Origin of the sequence: Thalassospira sp. MCCC 1A02898, assembly GCF_001618185.1 — a bacterium.
Lineage (GTDB): Bacteria > Pseudomonadota > Alphaproteobacteria > Rhodospirillales > Thalassospiraceae > Thalassospira > Thalassospira tepidiphila.
In genome coordinates this window covers 371484-390571 of record NZ_LPXK01000011.1, presented here as the reverse complement: position 1 = coordinate 390571, position 19088 = coordinate 371484, and the positions used below count along the sequence as shown (strand labels likewise).

Sequence of the window (19088 nt, the reverse complement as noted above, 5' to 3'; positions counted from 1 at the left end):
GAAGGAAAGAAACGGGTGACGCAGATCGCGCCATCAATTGTCGATTTCCTCCCATTCAGGCTTTCGGCTGTTATTGTTTTTTTCCGGTCGTTGCCGGGAGTGCCGCTTGCCCCTGAAGGAAAATCTAAACGAAAAAGCTGTCAGTTAGCTGTCGATGGTCAAATTTTTAATTTTCGCAGCTGTTTTCGATGTTATTTAAGGGAAATGCGCATTCTGATCGTAGAAGACAACCTTGTTCTGGCCGATAAAATCGCTGCTGCTCTCCGGCAGACCGATCATGCTGTCGATATGGTTCATGACGGCGAGGACGCGCTCAACCTTGTTCTGCAAGAGACGTTCGATCTTCTGATTCTCGATTTATCACTGCCGGGACTGGACGGAATTGAAATTCTGAAAACCGTGCGAGCACGCCAGATCAATTTGCCGGTTATGATCCTGACCGCGCGTGGTAATCTCGATGAACGTGTTGCCGGTCTGGATGCCGGGGCAGACGATTATATGGTCAAACCTTTCGAGTTATCAGAACTCGAAGCCAGAGCCCGGGCTCTTCTGCGACGCAATATTGGCAAGCGCAATCCCTATATCACGGTTGGAAAACTGTCCTTCAATTCGGTCGACAGATCCGTGACCATTGATGGTCAGCCTGTCTCGCTGACGCCGCGCGAACGCGGGGTGCTTGAAATTCTGCTGCTGAATATAAGTCAGGTGATCAGCAAGGAAAAAATCGCCCTGCATCTTTTCGGTTTTGATGATGAAGCCAGCGTAAAATCAATCGAGCTTTACATCAGCCGCCTACGTAAAAAAATTGCTTCAGGTGATGTCGAAGTCCGCACCATTCGCGGACTTGGTTACATGATTGACGAATGAACGAAAACGCCACAGCCATCTCCACTTCTTTACGCGCAAGGCTTCTGCGCTGGCTTTTGCTGCCGGGTTTCTTGCTGACCTTCGGGCTGTTGGCAAAGAACTACCTGACCGTCAGTGAAATGGCCAACCGCATACAGGATCGCCTTCTGGTCGCGCTGGCGGTGACCATTTCCGAACATGCGATTAATTCCGGCGGGGATCTGTTGTCGCGCGATATTGAATTGTTGCTTGAACAATTCACCCGCGAAAACACCTATTACCGCGTTCAGGGCCCGGACGGGGCGTTTGTAACAGGTGATTTCGGCCTCCCTCGCCTGCCTGAAGGCGTAACGCTGGAACCCGGTGTTCCCCATTTCTACAATGCACATTACCGTAACGAGGACGTGCGCGCGGTCACCATGAAGTACCTGGTCGCCAATCCATCCTCGAACATCTACGGCTGGGTGACCATTGATGTCAGCCAGACCCGTCGCGAACGCGACAATCTGATTTATGACGAACTGCTGGGATCGACCACGGACTTTCTGGTTTTGATGTTTCTCGGCGGCGTTTTCGCGTGGATCGGTGTTTCACGCGGGCTTGCGCCACTCAGACGACTGCAACAGGCAATCCGGCGCAGATCAACGGATGATTTGCGCCCGATCCGCCATGCCATGCCCAAGGAAGTCACCGAGGTCGTCAAGTCTCTCAACGCGCTTCTGGCACGTCTCGAAAGCTCCATCACGGCCAACCAACGTTTCATTGCCGACGCCTCGCACCAGCTCCGCACCCCTCTTGCGACGGTGCAGGCCGAAGCCGAATGGGCCTTGCGCAATGCAAGCAACCCGGAAGACCGGCAGGCACTTGAACGTATCGTTGACCAAACCCGACAAACGGCAAGATTGGCCAGCCAGCTTCTCAATCTTGCACGGGTATCCCCCGAAGGCCGAAAAGCTGTTCGCTATGTGAAAACCGATCTGCTCGCACTTGCTGCCTCGGTAACATCTGGCATGGTCCGTCAGGCAATCCGCCACGATATTGATCTTGGCTTCGACGATCAAAGCGAAGGCATGAACTGCCAAATAGAAACCGGCAACGAGGTTTTACTTCAGGAAATGCTGAGCAACCTGATCGATAATGCCATTGTTTATGGCACGCCCGGCACGATCGTAACGGTTCGGCTAATCGGGGGTGGCGTTGCTGTCGGTCCGGTTCTCGAGGTCGAAGACAATGGCCCGGGAATACCGAAAGAAGATCGCAAAGCAGTTCTGGAGCGTTTCGTAAGACTTGATGAGCAAAACGGACAAGGCTGCGGTCTTGGTCTCGCTATTGTCAGGGAAGTTGCAGACGCACATAGGGCACGCTTGACACTCGAAGACGGTAAAGACGGCAAAGGCCTGAAGGTCCGGATCGAATTCCCGCTCTAGGCGTTATTTGCCGCGGTTCACCGACCGACTTGGCAATCGGCTGGCACATGATGTGCCAGCCTTTGACGTCATAAATTCAGATAGTCTTCTTGGCCTGGCATACACCGACCACCTGTTTGTGATCGTTTTTTTCTACCGCAAAGACAATCAACGCAATCAACCGGTAGAACCCGTGGATAAACTTGCCATAGGGCATCGACAAAAACAGGGTCATCACAACGCCCAGATGAAGGCTTAGCATCACCCCGACATAGTGCGTATCACGCACAAACATCAGGCAAAGTCCCGTGAGACTGGTCAAAAACAGCAACACCAGGAAACTGACATCCATACCTTTGTTGGTTTTGCCCTTCGGGGCGGAATCGGCCTTGGCCTTAAGCATCAAAAGACCGGCGGGTCCGACAATAAGACCGATCCCGCCAAGGATGCCAAACAGCTTTGGCAGGCTTAAGTACCCATAGGGTGCAGGAAGATCGAAGCCGTAATGCAATATCGTGGCGCTTGATGTCGCAGCAAAGCACAACATAAAGCCCCAGAAAGTCATTTGATGGAACCAACGTCTGGCCATTGATGGCGTCTCACTGGGATAGGAACACCCCTGACCATTCCCGCCATCAAGGTATTTGAGGGAAAGTGCATCCTTTATGCCCTGCATGACGCGGGGATAATCAAGCATCAGCGGACTTGGCAAATTCATTGTCCGCCAAAACTTCAAAACCGATCCCACCAGCGCGACCAAGACAAACCCGCCAACGATGCCAAACAGGGTTGCCAAGACATTGTGCGAGATGACGCCATAAAATGCATTCTCATGCGCTGCAAAGAAGTCGGCCCCTGTCAAAATGGCGGTCGCCCCGAAAAACAGTGTGATAACGATGACGGACAGAAGACTGCCCCAAAGGCCATTATTGGCAAACAGCTGGCCCATAAAGCCCGGCCATGCATAAACCCCGTAGTTTTCCTGACGGAGCTCGGCCATTGCCGCCGGGACGTTCAGCTGAAATTCGTGCGGCGGCGCATATTGGCAATTGTGGTAACAAGCCCCGCAGTTGTGGCAAAGGTTTGCCAGATAATCGAGCGTGTCCGAGTTGAATTCCAACCGCAGTTCCATCGCCTGGAAAACAGCGCAGTGCCCCTCACAATAGCGGCAAGCGTTGCAGATGGTCATCACACGCGCGGCTTCGGTTGTTTTATCGGTTGAGCGCATAATCGGCAGCCTCGCTTCCTGCAATTCGTCCAAATACATTGCCAATCGTCATGCCAATCCCGGCAAGATATCCTTGGCCTAATACGTTGCCGGCCATGATTTCACCGGCCGCAAAGATGTTCGGGCTTTCGGTTCCGTTCGCCATCTGCATCTGCGCCTTTTCACTGACTTCCACACCGAGATAGGTGAACGTGATGCCAGGTCGCAGCGAATAGGCACTGTAGGGGGGATGATCGAGTGTGCGCGCCCAGTTGGTTTTGTTCACCGCAAGCCCGCTGGTATGCACGCCATCAAGCTCGGTATGATCGAACTGCCCCGGTTGAACCGATGCGTTATAGTCGTTGACAGTTTTCTCAAGTGTTGCCGGGTCGAGACCAATTTTTTCGGCCAGTTCACCGATTGTATCGGCAACAACGGGTGGGAAGACCGGCGGCATGAAGGCTCCGCGTGTTTTCTGGTCAATAATGACATGGGCGACCTGATCCGGCTGGTCGGCAACAAGGCGCCCCCAGATTGCATAGCGCTTTGGCCAGAAATCTTCGCCTTCATCGTAAAATCGTTCGGCGTTCTTATTGACCACAATGCCAAGCGACACGCAGTCAACCCGCGTACAAATCCCGCCATCAAACTTTGGCGCGCGTCCGTCAATTGCAACTGCATGGCATTGATTGGGCTCACCAATCTGTTGGGCCCCGGCGTCGAGAAGAATACGCAGCAAGTCACCCCGGTTATACGGTGTCCCACGGATCAGGAAGTTTTCGGCGATGTCACCCCATGCTTCCTTCAGCCATTCAATGTTTGCTTCAAACCCGCCAGCAGCGGCAACGAAGGCCTTGGCAGATATCGTATGCTCACCAATCTGAAGGCTTTTGAATTCTCCGTCTGCAATATCGACGGACGAGACCATCGCATCGTAGTGGACTTCAACGCCAAGCTTTTCGGCATGGCGATAAAGCGCATTCAACAGCTGCTTGCCGCCCCCCATGAAGAAGGCGTTGGTTCGTCCTAGATGCAGAGTTCCACCCAATGGCGGCTGAAACTGTACGCCGCGCTGTTCAAGCCAGGCAACCGCCTCTGTCGAATTTCGCAAAGTCATACGCGCCAGCGTTTCGTTGGTCTTACCCTTCGTCACGCGCATCAGGTCATCCCAATATTCGGCCTCGTCATAGGTGCCGCTCAGGACTGATAAGGGACCAATATGCATCGGGCGCAAATTACGCGTGTGGCGTGTATTCCCACCGCGGTGAGTCCGAGGCGCACCTTCAAGCAAACAAACGCGCGCCCCTTTTTCCGCTGCCACGATTGCTGCAATAAGCCCAGCCTGCCCACCGCCCGCGACAAGAACATCGTAATGATCAAATCTGGTTTTCACAGCACCCACACCTCTCTTTGTATGTTTTTGGATACCTTTGTATACAATTGTCTGCAAGACTTGTGATTTCACAAGGCGTGTGTCAAGTTAAAACCAGACAGAACAAAGCAGGTGCCGCTCAATGAGCCCAGATTCCGCCAATCAGCAGCCTCGCAGCGAAGTTGCCTATCAGAAGCTTTTGGCAGCGATTCAGCACGGCGAGCTTAAGCCGGGAACCCGAATCCGCGAGGTGGAGGTTGCTGAAAGGTTTGGGATTAGCCGCACCCCGGTCCGCGATGCCATCCGGCGCCTAGAAAGCGATGGATTGCTTATCCACCTGCCAAGGCACGGTGCGGTGATCCGGGAACTGGATCATCGCGAAGTGATTGAACTGTATGAAATCCGCGAAGTTCTGGAAGGAACAGCCGCCCGCTATGCCGCGCGCCACGCATCGGAGCTCGAAATTGCCGAGCTTGAAGACCTCAATGAACTGATGCTGAAAAATGGTGATGACCCGGTAAAAGTCGCAGAAGCCAACCGATTGTTTCATCAGGCGCTGTATAGAACGGCAAACAACCGTTTTTTGATTGATGCGCTGAATTCTCTGTCGAACTCAATGGCCCTTCTCGGCGGTACGACTCTTCAGTATGCGAACCGGCCAGAAAGCGCTTACCAAGAGCACAAAGACATCATCGACAACATCCGCTCCGGCAATGCCGACCAAGCCGAAGCAACCGCGCAACATCACATCCGGAACGCACAAAGACTAAGGATCAAGCTATTGCGCGAATAGGATTTGCAGCCACGCTCAAGAAACCGGATCAGGAGCGGACCGAGAATATAAAAGTATGATGATTGGAGAAGATGGAAATTACCACGGGCAATAGTCATATAATATGAGTATTGCCCGTGGTAGGCCCGGAGGGACTTGAACCCCCAACCAGACCGTTATGAGCGGTCGGCTCTAACCAATTGAGCTACGGGCCCCCAAGACAAAAGTCCGGGTAAAGAAAAGACCGCACCGGTGGTCCGGTGCGGTCCCGAAAACTAGCGATTTTCCGGCCAAGGTCAAGCCCGAACGTCGCGTAATTTCTTAATAATCGAGGAACGAACGCAGTTTGCGCGAGCGCGACGGATGCTTGAGCTTGCGCAGCGCTTTTGCTTCGATCTGGCGGATACGTTCGCGGGTCACGGAGAACTGCTGACCAACCTCTTCGAGGGTGTGGTCGGTGTTCATGCCGATCCCGAAACGCATACGCAGAACACGTTCTTCACGCGGGGTGAGCGATGCCAGAACGCGCGTGGTGGTTTCACGCAGGTTGGCCTGGATCGCAGCATCAAGCGGCTGAACGGCGTTCTTGTCTTCGATGAAATCGCCGAGATGGCTGTCTTCCTCGTCCCCGATCGGGGTTTCGAGCGAGATCGGCTCCTTGGCGATTTTCAGAACCTTGCGGACCTTCTCAAGCGGCATCTGCAGTTTTTCTGCCAGCTCTTCCGGTGTTGGTTCACGGCCGATTTCATGCAACATCTGGCGCGAGGTACGGACCAGCTTGTTGATGGTCTCTATCATGTGAACCGGAATACGGATGGTGCGCGCCTGATCGGCGATCGAACGCGTGATCGCCTGACGGATCCACCAGGTCGCATAGGTCGAGAACTTGTACCCACGGCGGTATTCGAATTTATCCACCGCCTTCATCAGGCCAATGTTGCCTTCCTGAATCAGGTCAAGGAACTGAAGACCACGGTTGGTGTATTTCTTGGCGATCGAGATCACGAGACGCAGGTTGGCCTCGATCATTTCCTTTTTCGCACGACCGGCTTCGCGTTCACCCTTGTTGACCACGCCGTAGACGCGGCGGAATTCGCCAACCGGCAAACCAACCTCGGCCGAAACACCACCAATGCCTTCGCGCAGGTTGGCGATTTCTTCGGAATAGCGTTCAACAAAGGTTTTCCAGCCCTTGCCCGGCAAGCCGCCAACACGTTCCATCCAGTTCGGGTCAAGTTCATGGCCCTGATACTGTTTGATGAAGTCGGGGCGTTTGATCTTGCAACGATCCGCAAAGCGCAGAAGCTTGCCTTCAAGGCCGAGCAGACGGTTGTTCAAACCGGTCAGGTGATCGAGAAGTTCCTCAATACGGAAGTTGTTCAGGTGAACATCTTCCATCAGGTCAACCATCTCGTTCTTGAGCTTGTTATAGCGCTTTTCAGTCGCGGCCGGAACGGCCTCGCCCTTGTTCATTGCCACCAGACGCTGTTCCTGCGCCTTGTGCAATTTCTCATAGGTCTTGGCGATCAGTTCGAACTTCTCGAGAACCTGTTCGGTCAGTTCCTCTTCCATTTTGGAAAGCGAAACGTTGACCTGCTCGTTCTCGTCATCGTCGTCATCATCGTCGCCGCGACCTTCGCCTTCACCCTCTTCATCCTCGGACTTTTCAGACTCGTCGTCCTCTTCGTCCTCGTCTTCTTCGGCCTCATCGGTGAGGCCGGCCGGGGTTTCGGTCTCGGCTTCTTCGTCATCGTCGTCATTGGCCGACTCGAAGCTTTCGACATCTGCCTCTGCATCGACGTCGGTATCTTCTTCGTCTTCACCTTCGGCCGCGGCAATTTCCGCTTCCGGGCCACCGCCATAGGTGGTTTCAAGGTCAATGACGTCACGCAGCAAAAGTTCGCCGGCCTGAAGCTGGTCATGCCAGTTCACAATCGCACGAATGGTCAGCGGGCTTTCGCAAATCCCGCCAATCATCATGTCGCGACCGGCTTCGATACGTTTGGCAATGGCGATTTCGCCTTCGCGCGACAGCAGTTCAACACTGCCCATTTCGCGCAGATACATGCGCACCGGATCATCGGTCCGGCCAACATCATCTTCGGAGATGTTGCCACGCGGATCAGCATCGGAATCGTCGTTGTCGTCATTGTCGTCGGCTTCATCGCCATCGATGACATTGATGCCCATCTCGTTGAGATTGCTCATCACGTCTTCGATCTGCTCCGAGGAGAAATGCTCGGATGGCAGGGCCGCGTTCAACTCATCGACCGAGATGTGGCCCTTCTCCTTGCCTTTGGCAATGAGCTTTTTTATGGCCGACTTATATGTATCGAGAAGAGGTCCGTCTGCGTTTTCAGAAGAGTTCTTTTTCTCTTCAGCGTTCGAAGTCTTAGACGACATCTATTCCCCGTTTCCCGCTGGGTACGTTCGTACCGTTGTTGTCCCAAGCGCCGTGTCTTTCAGCGCAAATCACAAATAGCCCGATCGCTGATCCAGACCACACACGTGATCAATGATCAGTCGTCGAGCTTAAACACTTTCTCCCGGCGTCGGGCCAGATCCTCTCGTCTGTGAGAAAATCTTTCCCATTCCTCCTCGCTGGTATCTGCTGCCAACTGTCGGACGGCGTATTTTGCCTCTTCGTCCTCCAGGGAGCTTACAGCCATGGAAAAAACCTGTTTCCAACCCGTCAGGGCCCGTTCGAGCGGCGTTTCGGGCTTGGCGAAAGCGGCGTGCGCAATAACATCGGCACTAACCACCCGCAAAACTGTCTCTGACAGCCCGTCGCGCTCCAATTGGGCCTTGATCGTTTCGCAATCAAGTCCAGGATCATCGTCAAGCAGCTTTAAGACGGCCCGACGAAGATTGTCAAGCGCGGAGTCTGCACAACTATAGATTCCCAGCTGTTCACCAATCTCATCATGCAAGGCAGGATGGTTGATCAATGTCAGCAAAAGAATGGAGTCTTGCAGGTCACGCTTCTTTTGCATGGGCGGTCGCGACATGCCCGGAACCGCTTTACCGGCCGGACCCCAGAAATGGTCATTTTTTCCGCGTTTGCCACCCCATCCGGATTTTTTATTTTGGAAATTGCCCGAATTTCCCGAACGGTTTGCGGGCTTTCCGCCCCGATCCCCCTTGAACAGCTTCCAGATACGATCACGGAAAAACGAATTGTATTGCGACCGCACGGCTTCATCCGCGATCACGGAAATGCGTTGATTTATCGTCGCCTCAAGGGCTGCACGACGTTCCGGGGTGTCAATCTTGTGCGTGCCCGCATCCATGCGCCAGACAAGCTCGGCCAACGGCACGGCATGTTCGATGATTTTGCGGAAACTGTTAAAGCCATCCGGGGCTGCCATCAGGCTATCAGGGTCTTCGCCCTCGGGCAGGATCGAAAACAGCAATGACTTGCCAGGGCGCAAAATCGGCAGTGCGCGTTCTGCGGCACGCACTGCTGCGCGCTTACCGGCAACATCGCCATCCAGACACAGGATCGGCTCGTTGGTCATTTTCCAAAGTTCGCCAATCTGTTCTTCGGTCACCGCGGTGCCAAGTGGGGCCACCGCCCCGCGAAAGCCCGCGCGATGCAGGGCGATCACATCCATATAGCCTTCGGTAACAATGATCGGCGCATCCTGTTGCGATGCTTCGCGTGCCTGCGGCAAGCCATAAAGCAACCGCCCCTTGTGAAACAGCGGCGTATCCGGGCTGTTAAGGTATTTCGGCTTGCCATCACCCATGACGCGCCCGCCAAAGGCCACCACCCGTCCACGCCGATCCAGGATCGGGAACATGACCCGCCCTCTGAAGCGGTCATAGCTTTGCCGGTTGCCATCTTCGGGCTCGATCAGAAGCCCGGCCTCGATCATCAGTTTTTCGTCAATATCTTCGCGCTTGAGCGCTGCCTTCAGCGCCCCGCGGCTGTCCGGGGCATAGCCCAGCCGGAAGTCGGATATCGTCTTGTCATCCAGTCCGCGCTGATGGAAGTAATCAAGCCCTTCCTTGCCTTCGGGCATGCGCAACATGCGTTCGAAAAACGCACAGGCTGCTTCCATGACCTCGTAAAGGGTTTTGGCCTTCTGTTCACGTTCCTGGGCTTCGCGGGACTGTTTGGGAACTTCCATGCCGACCTGATTGGCCAGCACCTCGACCGCCTCGATAAAGGTCAGGCCACGGGTATTCATCACAAAGCTGATGACATCGCCATGCGCGCCACAACCAAAGCAGTGATAGAAACCCTTCTGCTCATTGACCGTAAAGGACGGGGATTTCTCAGAATGGAACGGGCACAGCCCGGAATATTCCCGGCCGCGTTTGATCAGCTTCACCGATGTACCGACGACATCCGCCAGTCCCACCCGCGCCCGCAGGTCGTCTAGAAACGACTGGGGAAAGCTCATGTGTGCCCCGTTCCCGTAATGTCACAGCAGTGTGCTGCAACGCTGTTGATTGGTCCCTGCCCCGGTCGACCTGATTGATGTAATTATTGTCCGGTCCCGGGACGACGAAAGCCGGACGATTTTACACGCCCGGCTTTCAAATGACATAGTCCTGTTGCGATTAACCCAACAGTTTTTTGGCGACGCCACCGGCTTTGCCGAAATCCATCGTGCCGCTGTATTTTTCACGCAGGGCTGCCATGGTGCGGCCCATATCCTTAAGGCAGGTCGCACCAATTTCCGAAACAGTGCCACGCACGGCGTCTTCGATTTCTTCATCGGACAGCTGGGCCGGCAGGAACTTTTCGATGACCTCGATCTCGGAGGCTTCCTGTTCGGCCAGTTCCGGGCGATTGCCCTTGGTGTACATTTCAATGCTTTCGCGGCGCTGTTTTACCATCGCCTGAAGCAGATTGATGATTTCATCATCTGAAATGCCATCGGTGTTGCCGTCGCTCCGTGCGGCGATATCGCGTTCTTTCAGTGCCGCCAGAATAAGGCGCACGGTGGTTACGGAGCAGGCATCCTTGGCAAGGACGGCCTTTTTCAAAGCGTCGTTAAGCTGCGATCGCAGCATGGCTCATCTCTGATTCTGTGGAAGAAAGGAGCGAACATACCGCAAAACGGCATTTGACGCAAAGAAAACGTTAACGTGTAAGTTATTGATTTTATTGTAAAAATAAAAGTTTAGATGCGTCCTTGACATGCCATGGCGACTCCCGTAGACATCCGCCAATTTGCCTGCCGGGATCACGCTTTGCCCCGCTTTCCGCACACCTTGCTGACGCTTTTGCGCTGTCGGCATACCTTGCTGGAAACCACTTGGCACGTCTGCATGGCCGGTATGCAGGTTAACAGCAGCCGTTTTTGTCGGCCTGCGCAGAATTATTATATATAAAAAGAATCCGTGTTTCACCGTGGAAAGATCGAAAGGACATTTGCCAATGTCAGCGCCCACGCACACCCCGCCCCCTGGTGCTTCTGCCGTTCTGGTTCTCGCAGATGGTTCAGTTTTTTGGGGACGCGGCGTCGGGGCCCGAGGAGAGGTCGTTGGTGAAGTCTGCTTCAACACGTCGATCACGGGCTATCAGGAAATCATGACCGACCCTTCCTATGCCGGTCAGATGATCACCTTTACCTTCCCCCATATCGGCAATGTCGGCACCAACGACGAAGATATCGAAAACGCCAAACCGGTCGCCCTTGGCTGCATCCTGCGCCAGGACATTACCGAGCCGTCAAACTACCGCGCCCAGAAACATTTCAACGACTGGCTGGCTGAACATGGCCGGATCGGGATCGCCGGTGTGGATACCCGCCGCCTGACCAAACGCATCCGGACCGAAGGCGCGCCAAACGGTGTGATCTGCCACAGCGAAGATGGCAGTTTTGATATCGAAGCCCTGATCGCCAAGGCCAATGACTGGCCGGGCCTTGAAGGCATGGACCTTGCCAAGGACAACAGCTGCACCACCGGTTACGACTGGGACGAAGCGCTTTGGACCCGCGAAGGCGGATATGGCAAGGTTGGCAATGCCAAGCACCATGTCGTTGCCATTGATTACGGCGTAAAGCGCAACATCCTGCGCAATCTGGCAAGCCTTGATTGCAAGGTCTCGGTCGTTCCGGCCACCACCTCGGCCGATGAAATCCTTGCGATGAACCCGGATGGGATTTTCCTGTCAAACGGTCCGGGCGATCCGGCCGCCACGGGTGAATATGCGGTTCCGACCATCAAAACCCTGATCGAAAGTGGCAAGCCGGTATTCGGGATTTGCCTGGGTCATCAGATGATGGCGCTCGCCCTGGGTGCGAAAACCATGAAAATGGATGTCGGCCACCGTGGTGCCAACCACCCGGTCAAGGACACGACCACGGGTGTTGTTGAAATCACATCCCAAAACCATGGCTTTGTCGTCGACAAGGACAGCCTGCCTGACAACGTCGAAGCAACGCACTTCTCGCTGTTTGATGGTTCCCTTGCGGGTCTGCGCCTGAAAGACAAGCCGGTCTTCGCTGTTCAGTATCACCCCGAAGCATCGCCGGGGCCGCATGACAGCCACTACCTGTTCAAACGTTTCGTTGGTCTGATCGAGGACGCCAAAGCCTGATCCCCGGATCAGGATACGCCCGAGATTACGCGATTAACGGACTTAAACGAGGCGGTGCAGCCATAGCGCCTGCCCTTGCGAAAAGCGGAAAACGACATGCCGAAACGTACAGATATCAAATCAATCCTCATCATCGGTGCCGGCCCGATTGTTATTGGTCAGGCTTGCGAGTTTGACTATTCCGGTGCCCAGGCCTGTAAGGCCCTTAAGGAAGAAGGCTACCGCGTCATTCTGGTCAACTCGAACCCGGCGACCATCATGACCGACCCGAACCTGGCCGATGCGACCTATATCGAGCCGATCAAACCGGCCATGGTTGCCAAGATCATCGAAAAGGAACGCCCGGACGCGATCCTGCCGACCATGGGCGGTCAGACGGCGCTGAACACCGCACTCGCCCTGTTTAACGACGGCACGCTTGAAAAATACGGTGTCGAGATGATCGGTGCGAAAAAGCACGTCATCGAAAAGGCCGAAGACCGCCAGCTGTTCCGCGAAGCCATGGACAAGATCGGCCTTGAAAGCGCGCGCTCAGCCATGGTTCGCACCTTTGAAGATGCGGTCAAGGCACTTGAAGTCACCGGCCTTCCGGCGATCATTCGCCCAAGCTTCACCCTTGGCGGTGAAGGCGGCGGCATCGCCTATAACCGTGAAGAATTCGAACAGATCGTCCGCAATGGTCTGGCGATCTCGCCGACCCACGAAGTGCTGATCGAAGAATCCATTCTCGGCTGGAAAGAGTATGAAATGGAAGTCGTCCGCGACAATGCGGATAACTGCATCATCATCTGCTCGATCGAAAACGTCGATCCGATGGGTATCCATACCGGCGACTCAATCACTGTCGCCCCGGCGCTCACCCTGACCGATAAAGAATACCAGATCATGCGCGACGCCTCGCTGGCGGTACTTCGCGAGATTGGTGTTGATACCGGCGGCTCGAACGTTCAGTTCGCGGTCAACCCGGATGACGGTCGCCTGATCGTGATTGAAATGAACCCGCGCGTGTCGCGTTCTTCCGCCCTGGCATCGAAGGCAACCGGTTTCCCGATTGCCAAGATCGCAGCCAAGCTTGCGGTTGGGTATACCCTGGATGAGCTTGATAATGACATCACCGGCGTTACCCCGGCCTCGTTCGAGCCGACCATCGACTATGTCGTCACCAAGATCCCGCGCTTCACCTTTGAAAAGTTCCCGGGCGCCAAGCCGCTTTTGGGGACTGCCATGAAGTCGGTCGGCGAAGCGATGTCCATCGGTGGCTGCTTTGCCGAGAGCCTGCAGAAAGGTCTGCGGTCGATGGAAACCGGGCTTACCGGCCTGAACGAAGTCAAAATCGAAGGTGCGCCGGACAAGGCGGCTATTCGCGCCAAGCTGACCCAGCCGATCCCGTTCCGTATCCTCTACGCTGCCCAGGCATTCCGTCATGGCCTGACGCTTAAGGAAATTCAGGGTGCGACCAAGTTTGACCCCTGGTACCTCAAGCAGATCGAAATGCTGGTCGCCGAGGAAGAAAAAGTTCGCGCAAACGGCATTCCGACCGACAAGCAGGAATTGCTGCGCCTCAAAAAGCTCGGCTTCTCGGACGCACGTCTTGCCGAACTGGCTGGCAAGGACGAAGACGCCGTTCGTGCGGATCGTCACGCCCTTGGCCTGCGCCCGGTTTACAAGCGCATTGATACCTGTGCGGCCGAATTCCCGTCGCGCACCTCGTACATGTATTCCATGTATGAAGGCGATGGTTTCGTTGAGCCGGAAAACGAGGCCGAAGTCACGGATCGCAAGAAAGTCATCATTCTTGGTGGCGGCCCGAACCGTATCGGTCAGGGCATCGAGTTTGATTACTGTTGCGTACACGCGGCCTATGCGCTGCGCGAAGCCGGTATCGAAGCGATCATGGTCAACTGCAACCCGGAAACGGTTTCAACTGACTATGACACCTCGGATCGTCTGTATTTCGAACCGCTGACCGCCGAAGACGTAATCGAGCTTTGCCAGCTTGAACAAAGCAACGGCGAACTGCTGGGTGTGATTGTTCAGTATGGCGGCCAGACCCCGCTGAAACTTTCCGCGGCCCTTGAAAAGGCTGGTGTTCCGATCCTCGGCACCAGCCCGGACAGCATTGATCTTGCCGAAGACCGCGACCGGTTCCAGGCCCTGATCAACAAGCTTGGCCTGCGTCAGCCAGCCAACGGCATTGCCCGTTCCGTCGACGAAGCCGTCAAAATCGCCGAAGGCATCGGCTACCCGATTGTCATCCGCCCAAGCTACGTTCTGGGTGGCCGCGCAATGGAAATCGTTCACACCACCGAAGACCTTCTGCGCTACATGCACGAAGCCGTTCAGGTTTCCGGCAAAAGCCCGGTTCTGATCGACAGCTTCCTTCAGGACGCGATCGAGATTGATGCCGACGCAGTTTCGGACGGCGAGAACGTCTTTGTCGCCGGCATCATGCAGCATATCGAAGAAGCCGGTATCCATTCCGGGGATTCGGCCTGCTCCCTGCCGCCCTACTCGCTTGATGAAACGATGATCGAACGCCTTAAGGAACAGACTGTTCAGCTTGCCAAGGCGCTTGACGTTATTGGCCTGATGAACGTTCAGTTCGCGATCAAGGATGACATCATCTATCTGATCGAAGTAAACCCGCGTGCCTCACGTACGGTGCCGTTCGTTGCCAAGGCAACCGGCAATCCGATTGCCAAGATCGGTGCGCGCATCATGGCCGGCGAAAAGCTCGGCGACTTTGAAATTGATCATGGTCCGTTCAAGCATATCGCGGTCAAGGAAGCCGTCCTTCCGTTCAACCGCTTCCCGGGCGTTGATACCTTGCTTGGCCCGGAAATGCGTTCAACCGGTGAAGTCATGGGTCTGGACACAGATTTCGGTCGCGCCTTTGCCAAGGCACAGATGGCTGCGGGCCACACCCTGCCGCTTGAAGGCAAGATCTTCATCTCGGTCAAAAACTATGACAAACCGGCCGCTGTTCAACTGGCGCGCGACGCCATTGCGCTTGGCTTTGGCATCGTTGCGACCCATGGCACTGCAGAAGCTCTTGAAAAAGAAGGGCTAGACGTCACCCCGGTCAATAAGGTACAGGAAGGACGTCCCCATATCGTGGACATGATGAAGAACGGCGATATCAAGCTGGTGTTCAACACCACCGAAAGCAAGCAGGCCGTGGTCGACAGTTTCTCGATCCGCCGTACTGCGCTTACCGATGACATCCCGTACTACACCACTGTCGCCGGTGCCCGCGCTACCCTGCGCGCCATCGACAACCTGAAACGCGGCGCACTTGAAGTCCGTCCCGTTCAGGAATATCTTGGGGACAAGTACTAAGGTTCTTAATCTGAACCTGACGGAAGAATTCAGACCGCCCGGCGGGATGCCGGGCGGTTGATTTTGTAGTATCGACCGCTAATAAGAATAGGCTGTGAGCGCGATGGAAAAAGTACCAATGACCCCCCAGGGGCATCAGCGTCTCGAAGAAGAACTGAAGCATCGCAAGTCCGTCGAACGTCTTGAAATCATCAAGGCCATCGCGGATGCCCGCGAGCATGGCGATCTTTCGGAAAATGCCGAATACCATGCCGCACGCGAACGCCAAAGTTTCTGCGAAGGTCGTATTGCCGAGCTCGAAGACGTGCTCAGCCGCTCCGAAGTTATCGACATCAAATCCCTTGCGGGTGATGTCGTGAAATTCGGCGCCAAGGTTCAGCTCGTTGACGAAGACACCGACGAGGAAACCACCTATCAGGTGGTTGGCCCGATCGAAGCCGACATCAACGCTGGTCGCATCTCGACCACGTCGCCAATCGGCCGTGCGCTGATTGGCAAGTCGGTCGGTGACTCTGTCGAAGTCACCGTGCCCGGCGGCACCAAAAGCTATGAAATTCTCAAGGTCGATTTTTCCTGACCGGGAAACAACTGATGCGTATCAGGGCCCGGGCATTCCCCGGGCCTTTTTCGTTTCAGAATTTCATTCGAGACAAATACAAAAAGACAAAGAAAAAGCCGGGCAAATGCCCGGCTTTTTCGCACGTTGGGACGCGTATTCCGATTTATCCCGATTTCGCCAACTGATCGAGAACCTGCTCAACATTCTGGTTCAGATCGGATGCTTCCGAACCAAGATGATCCGCACTGCCCAGAAGCTCTGTTGCGGTTTCCCCGGTCTGATCGGAAATTTCGGAAAGCTGATGGATCAGGTCCGAAAGGTCGCGGGTTGCGTCAACCGTGACATTCAGGCTTTGCGCAATCTCGCGCGTTGCGCCTTGCTGTTGTTCCATCGTCGCTGAAATCGTGGTTGTGACTTCAACCAAATCGCCAATGGTTTCCGAAACCCCGTTTACGGCCGAAACGGAATCCCCCGTCGCCGCCTGAATTTCAGAAATCTGCTGGGCAATCTCATCGGTCGCACGTGCTGTCTGGTTGGCAAGGTTCTTGACCTCGTTGGCCACAACCGCAAAACCTTTGCCCGCTTCACCGGCACGCGCCGCCTCAATCGTGGCATTGAGTGCCAGCAGGTTGGTCTGGGACGCGATATCGGTAATCAGGTTGACCACTTCACCAATTTTCTCGGCCGCCTTGGACAACCATTCGATCCGCTCGCTTGCGGTTGAGGAGCGCGCAACCGCATTGTCGGTGATTTCACGGGCGCGCACAATCTGACGCGAAATCTCGTCGGCGGATGCGTTGATTTCTTCTACCGCAGAGGCCGCTGATTGAACATTCTGCGAGGTTTCCTCGGACGCATGAACCGCGCCGAGCGATGCTTCACGGCCCTTACGCGCCCGATCATTCAGGCGCTGCGCACGCTTCTGCAATTGAACCGATTCCGCATCCACGGCACCGGCAGATTTCCCAATCATCTTGGTAATCTGATCTGCCAATTCGCGCTTGAAGTTATCGCGTTCAATGTTGCGCTGTTTACGAAGCTGTTCGTTCTGGGCCAACAAATCCTGTGCCGATTTAGCGGCCTCTTCGGCTTCGCTGCGCGCGATATCGGCATGCGCCAACGTCGAATAAAGGCTTTTACACGACCAGACCAGAACCCCGGCCTCAACAATCACCACCACCGCATGCAAAACCACACGGAAGAAATCGGCACCTTCCGGAAAGACCCAATAGGGCACAACAAAGTTCAGGATCAGGTGGTGCAGGGCGATCACGCCGGTTGCAACAACAATCGTTTTCCAGCACACCAGTGCGCCAAGCACAGCAAGTGCTGCAAAGAAATACATATGAATGTCGATCTGCCATTCATGTCCGCGGAAGGCATAGACCAGTACCGCGACCTGCAAAATCATCGCAGAAGAAACAATAAAGCGCGAAATCTGTGCCTGCGGACCAGCGGCCCGGCACACAACAAACGCAATGGCCGCAAAAATCGCACTGGCGATCAGCGGCGAAACTGCATCACCGCTTGCGAAGTAACCGGCAATCGCGCTGAGCGGAATATGCACGGCCAGAATGACAAACAGTGCCTTGATCGCATTGGCACGAATTTCGAGTAACTTTTCCATTGGCTTAAACCCAAATATCAGAAGGCGTTTTTCGGTGAGTCAGCATCAAAACAGGCCGAAGCAATTAGCGGAGACAGGGTAAACAATGCGCCGAAATCCCCGGCCTCTGGCAACGTACCGTCGTCACGCACAACGACCGCCATATGCCCAAAGCCCCCAAATCTCGCAACGCGACCACCGGAAGCCCCCACCAGTTCAAGGATTTCCTGTTCGCTCATATCAAAAGGAAACACCATCCCGACACCGGCCATCGCATCGGACGGCCGATAGGACAGAACCACCAGCAACATCACACCGACAAACGCAAACAGCATGGTCGGTACGATCCCGCGCCAACCGTCATCATCGATGGACAGAATGCGGGTGGTTTCCGGAGTTTTTTGAAATGCTTCCAATTACTATCCCTAAATATATAGCCTATCCTATTCGTATAGGTATCTTGTATGTATGCCCTTCGCCCGAGACTGACAAGGACTTTCATCCATACGTTTAATAACGGGCAGCCAGCACACCTGATCGCGACAAGGCGATAAATGGCTGTTTTCGTGATATTTTTACGAACGAATCGCGATCCGGATCACATTTATTGACCAGTGCATGGCACCATTGCCCGGATCGAATAGCCCATAACAACACGTATAGGTTTCATGCAGGTGATAGCGTGCCCTCGCCCTTGCAAGGGTCGAGAAACAAATAAACCGGCGCAGTTTTGCGCCGGTTTCTGGTCTTCTTGGAAATGTCAGTCGCGGGTCAATGGCCTGTAATCAGTCCTCGACCTCGATATCAATCGGAACGCCCGGCATGTTCTTGGCGGTGCGAATCGAAAGGGCCGATTTGACGTGATTGACGTTCTCGGCAACCGTCAGCTCGGTGGTCAGGAATTTCTGATACTCATCCCAGCTGTGCGACACGATCTTAAGCAGGAAGTCCATCTCGCCCGCCACCATGTGGCATTCGCGAACTTCGGGCCAGCTGGCCGCACGGGCCTCGAACGCACGCAGATCGTGTTCGGCCTGGCTTGCCAGACCGACCATCGCAAACACCGTGACGTTATAGCCAAGTGCCTGCGCATCGACTTCGGCGTGATAGCCCTGAATGAATCCGGTTTCTTCGAGTGCGCGCACACGACGCAAACAGGGAGGAGCCGAAATACCTGCACGGCGTGCAAGTTCCACATTGGTCATGCGGCCATCTTCCTGCAGATCGCGCAAAATTCTGCGGTCGATCTTGTCGAGTTTGACCCGTTGCATTTATTCCTCGATTCTGTGCGCGAAACTTACCCCGATTGAAACAATATTACAGCGAGGCAAGTTGATGGCAATAATATAATCCGCATCAGAATGCAATCTTGTGCTTGGATGCCGTAACTGAAAACGCTGAAAAATCTGCTTTTTGGCGCAA

The 19088-nt window shown here is 54.8% G+C and carries 14 protein-coding genes and 1 tRNA gene; 6 read left to right on the top strand and 9 right to left on the bottom strand.

Annotated features, from left to right (window positions below; all coding sequences use genetic code 11):
- Window positions 1–15 precede the first annotated feature (15 nt).
- A complete protein-coding gene (locus AUQ41_RS12800) occupies window positions 16–867 on the top strand; it encodes a response regulator transcription factor (RefSeq protein WP_232308386.1) in 852 nt (283 codons plus the stop codon).
- Window positions 864–2273, top strand: coding sequence for a sensor histidine kinase (locus AUQ41_RS12795; protein WP_063088749.1), 1410 nt, complete (start codon window positions 864–866; stop codon window positions 2271–2273). Before AUQ41_RS12800 ends, AUQ41_RS12795 begins: the two co-directional genes overlap by 4 nt.
- Window positions 2274–2349: 76 nt before the next feature.
- Here the strand turns inward: AUQ41_RS12795 and tcuB are convergent, their stop codons facing one another.
- The gene (tcuB, locus tag AUQ41_RS12790) at window positions 2350–3480 is read right to left on the bottom strand and encodes a tricarballylate utilization 4Fe-4S protein TcuB (protein ID WP_063088748.1); all 1131 of its coding nucleotides are present in this window, start codon (window positions 3478–3480) and stop codon (window positions 2350–2352) included.
- Window positions 3464–4852: an FAD-dependent tricarballylate dehydrogenase TcuA gene (tcuA, locus tag AUQ41_RS12785; protein ID WP_063089017.1), complete on the bottom strand. Its 1389-nt coding sequence runs from the start codon at window positions 4850–4852 to the stop codon at window positions 3464–3466. The genes tcuB and tcuA overlap by 17 nt, the downstream gene beginning before the upstream one ends.
- Window positions 4853–4973: 121 nt before the next feature.
- Between tcuA and AUQ41_RS12780 the strand changes: the two genes are divergently transcribed.
- Window positions 4974–5624: a GntR family transcriptional regulator gene (locus tag AUQ41_RS12780; RefSeq protein ID WP_063088747.1), complete on the top strand. Its 651-nt coding sequence runs from the start codon at window positions 4974–4976 to the stop codon at window positions 5622–5624.
- 117 nt (window positions 5625–5741) lie between these two features.
- Here AUQ41_RS12780 and AUQ41_RS12775 read toward each other — a convergent pair.
- From AUQ41_RS12775 to AUQ41_RS12760, 4 genes are all read right to left on the bottom strand, one after another.
- A tRNA-Ile gene (locus AUQ41_RS12775) sits at window positions 5742–5818 on the bottom strand.
- A gap of 106 nt (window positions 5819–5924) precedes the next feature.
- Window positions 5925–8006 (bottom strand): RNA polymerase sigma factor RpoD, encoded by a 2082-nt coding sequence (rpoD, locus tag AUQ41_RS12770; protein WP_063088746.1) that lies wholly within the window; start codon window positions 8004–8006, stop codon window positions 5925–5927.
- Between the two features lie 116 nt (window positions 8007–8122).
- Entirely contained in the window at window positions 8123–10012 is a 1890-nt protein-coding gene (gene dnaG, locus AUQ41_RS12765) for a DNA primase (protein ID WP_008889524.1), read from the bottom strand.
- Window positions 10013–10172: 160 nt separating this feature from the next.
- On the bottom strand, window positions 10173–10628 hold the full coding sequence (locus AUQ41_RS12760) for a GatB/YqeY domain-containing protein (RefSeq protein ID WP_008889523.1): 456 nt from the start codon (window positions 10626–10628) through the stop codon (window positions 10173–10175).
- A gap of 367 nt (window positions 10629–10995) precedes the next feature.
- On the opposite strand from AUQ41_RS12760, the gene carA reads away from it, so the two are divergent.
- From carA to greA, 3 genes are all read left to right on the top strand, one after another.
- The gene (carA, locus tag AUQ41_RS12750; RefSeq protein WP_063088744.1) at window positions 10996–12162 is read left to right on the top strand and encodes a glutamine-hydrolyzing carbamoyl-phosphate synthase small subunit; all 1167 of its coding nucleotides are present in this window, start codon (window positions 10996–10998) and stop codon (window positions 12160–12162) included.
- A 96-nt stretch (window positions 12163–12258) separates the two neighbouring features.
- Window positions 12259–15501 carry a carbamoyl-phosphate synthase large subunit gene (gene carB, locus AUQ41_RS12745; RefSeq protein ID WP_063088743.1) on the top strand — a complete coding sequence of 1081 codons (3243 nt, stop codon included), beginning with the start codon at window positions 12259–12261 and terminating at the stop codon, window positions 15499–15501.
- A gap of 103 nt (window positions 15502–15604) precedes the next feature.
- The gene (gene greA / locus AUQ41_RS12740) at window positions 15605–16078 is read left to right on the top strand and encodes a transcription elongation factor GreA (RefSeq protein ID WP_008889520.1); all 474 of its coding nucleotides are present in this window, start codon (window positions 15605–15607) and stop codon (window positions 16076–16078) included.
- Window positions 16079–16223: 145 nt separating this feature from the next.
- Here greA and AUQ41_RS12735 read toward each other — a convergent pair whose 3' ends face one another.
- The 3 genes from AUQ41_RS12735 to AUQ41_RS12725 all read right to left on the bottom strand — a co-directional run bounded on the left by AUQ41_RS12735 (window position 16224) and on the right by AUQ41_RS12725 (window position 18937).
- Window positions 16224–17687, bottom strand: coding sequence for a methyl-accepting chemotaxis protein (locus AUQ41_RS12735; protein WP_063088742.1), 1464 nt, complete (start codon window positions 17685–17687; stop codon window positions 16224–16226).
- A gap of 17 nt (window positions 17688–17704) precedes the next feature.
- Window positions 17705–18082: a hypothetical protein gene (locus AUQ41_RS12730; protein ID WP_063088741.1), complete on the bottom strand. Its 378-nt coding sequence runs from the start codon at window positions 18080–18082 to the stop codon at window positions 17705–17707.
- Window positions 18083–18451: 369 nt separating this feature from the next.
- Window positions 18452–18937, bottom strand: coding sequence for an Lrp/AsnC family transcriptional regulator (locus AUQ41_RS12725; protein ID WP_044827853.1), 486 nt, complete (start codon window positions 18935–18937; stop codon window positions 18452–18454).
- Between the last annotated feature and the right edge of the window lie 151 nt (window positions 18938–19088).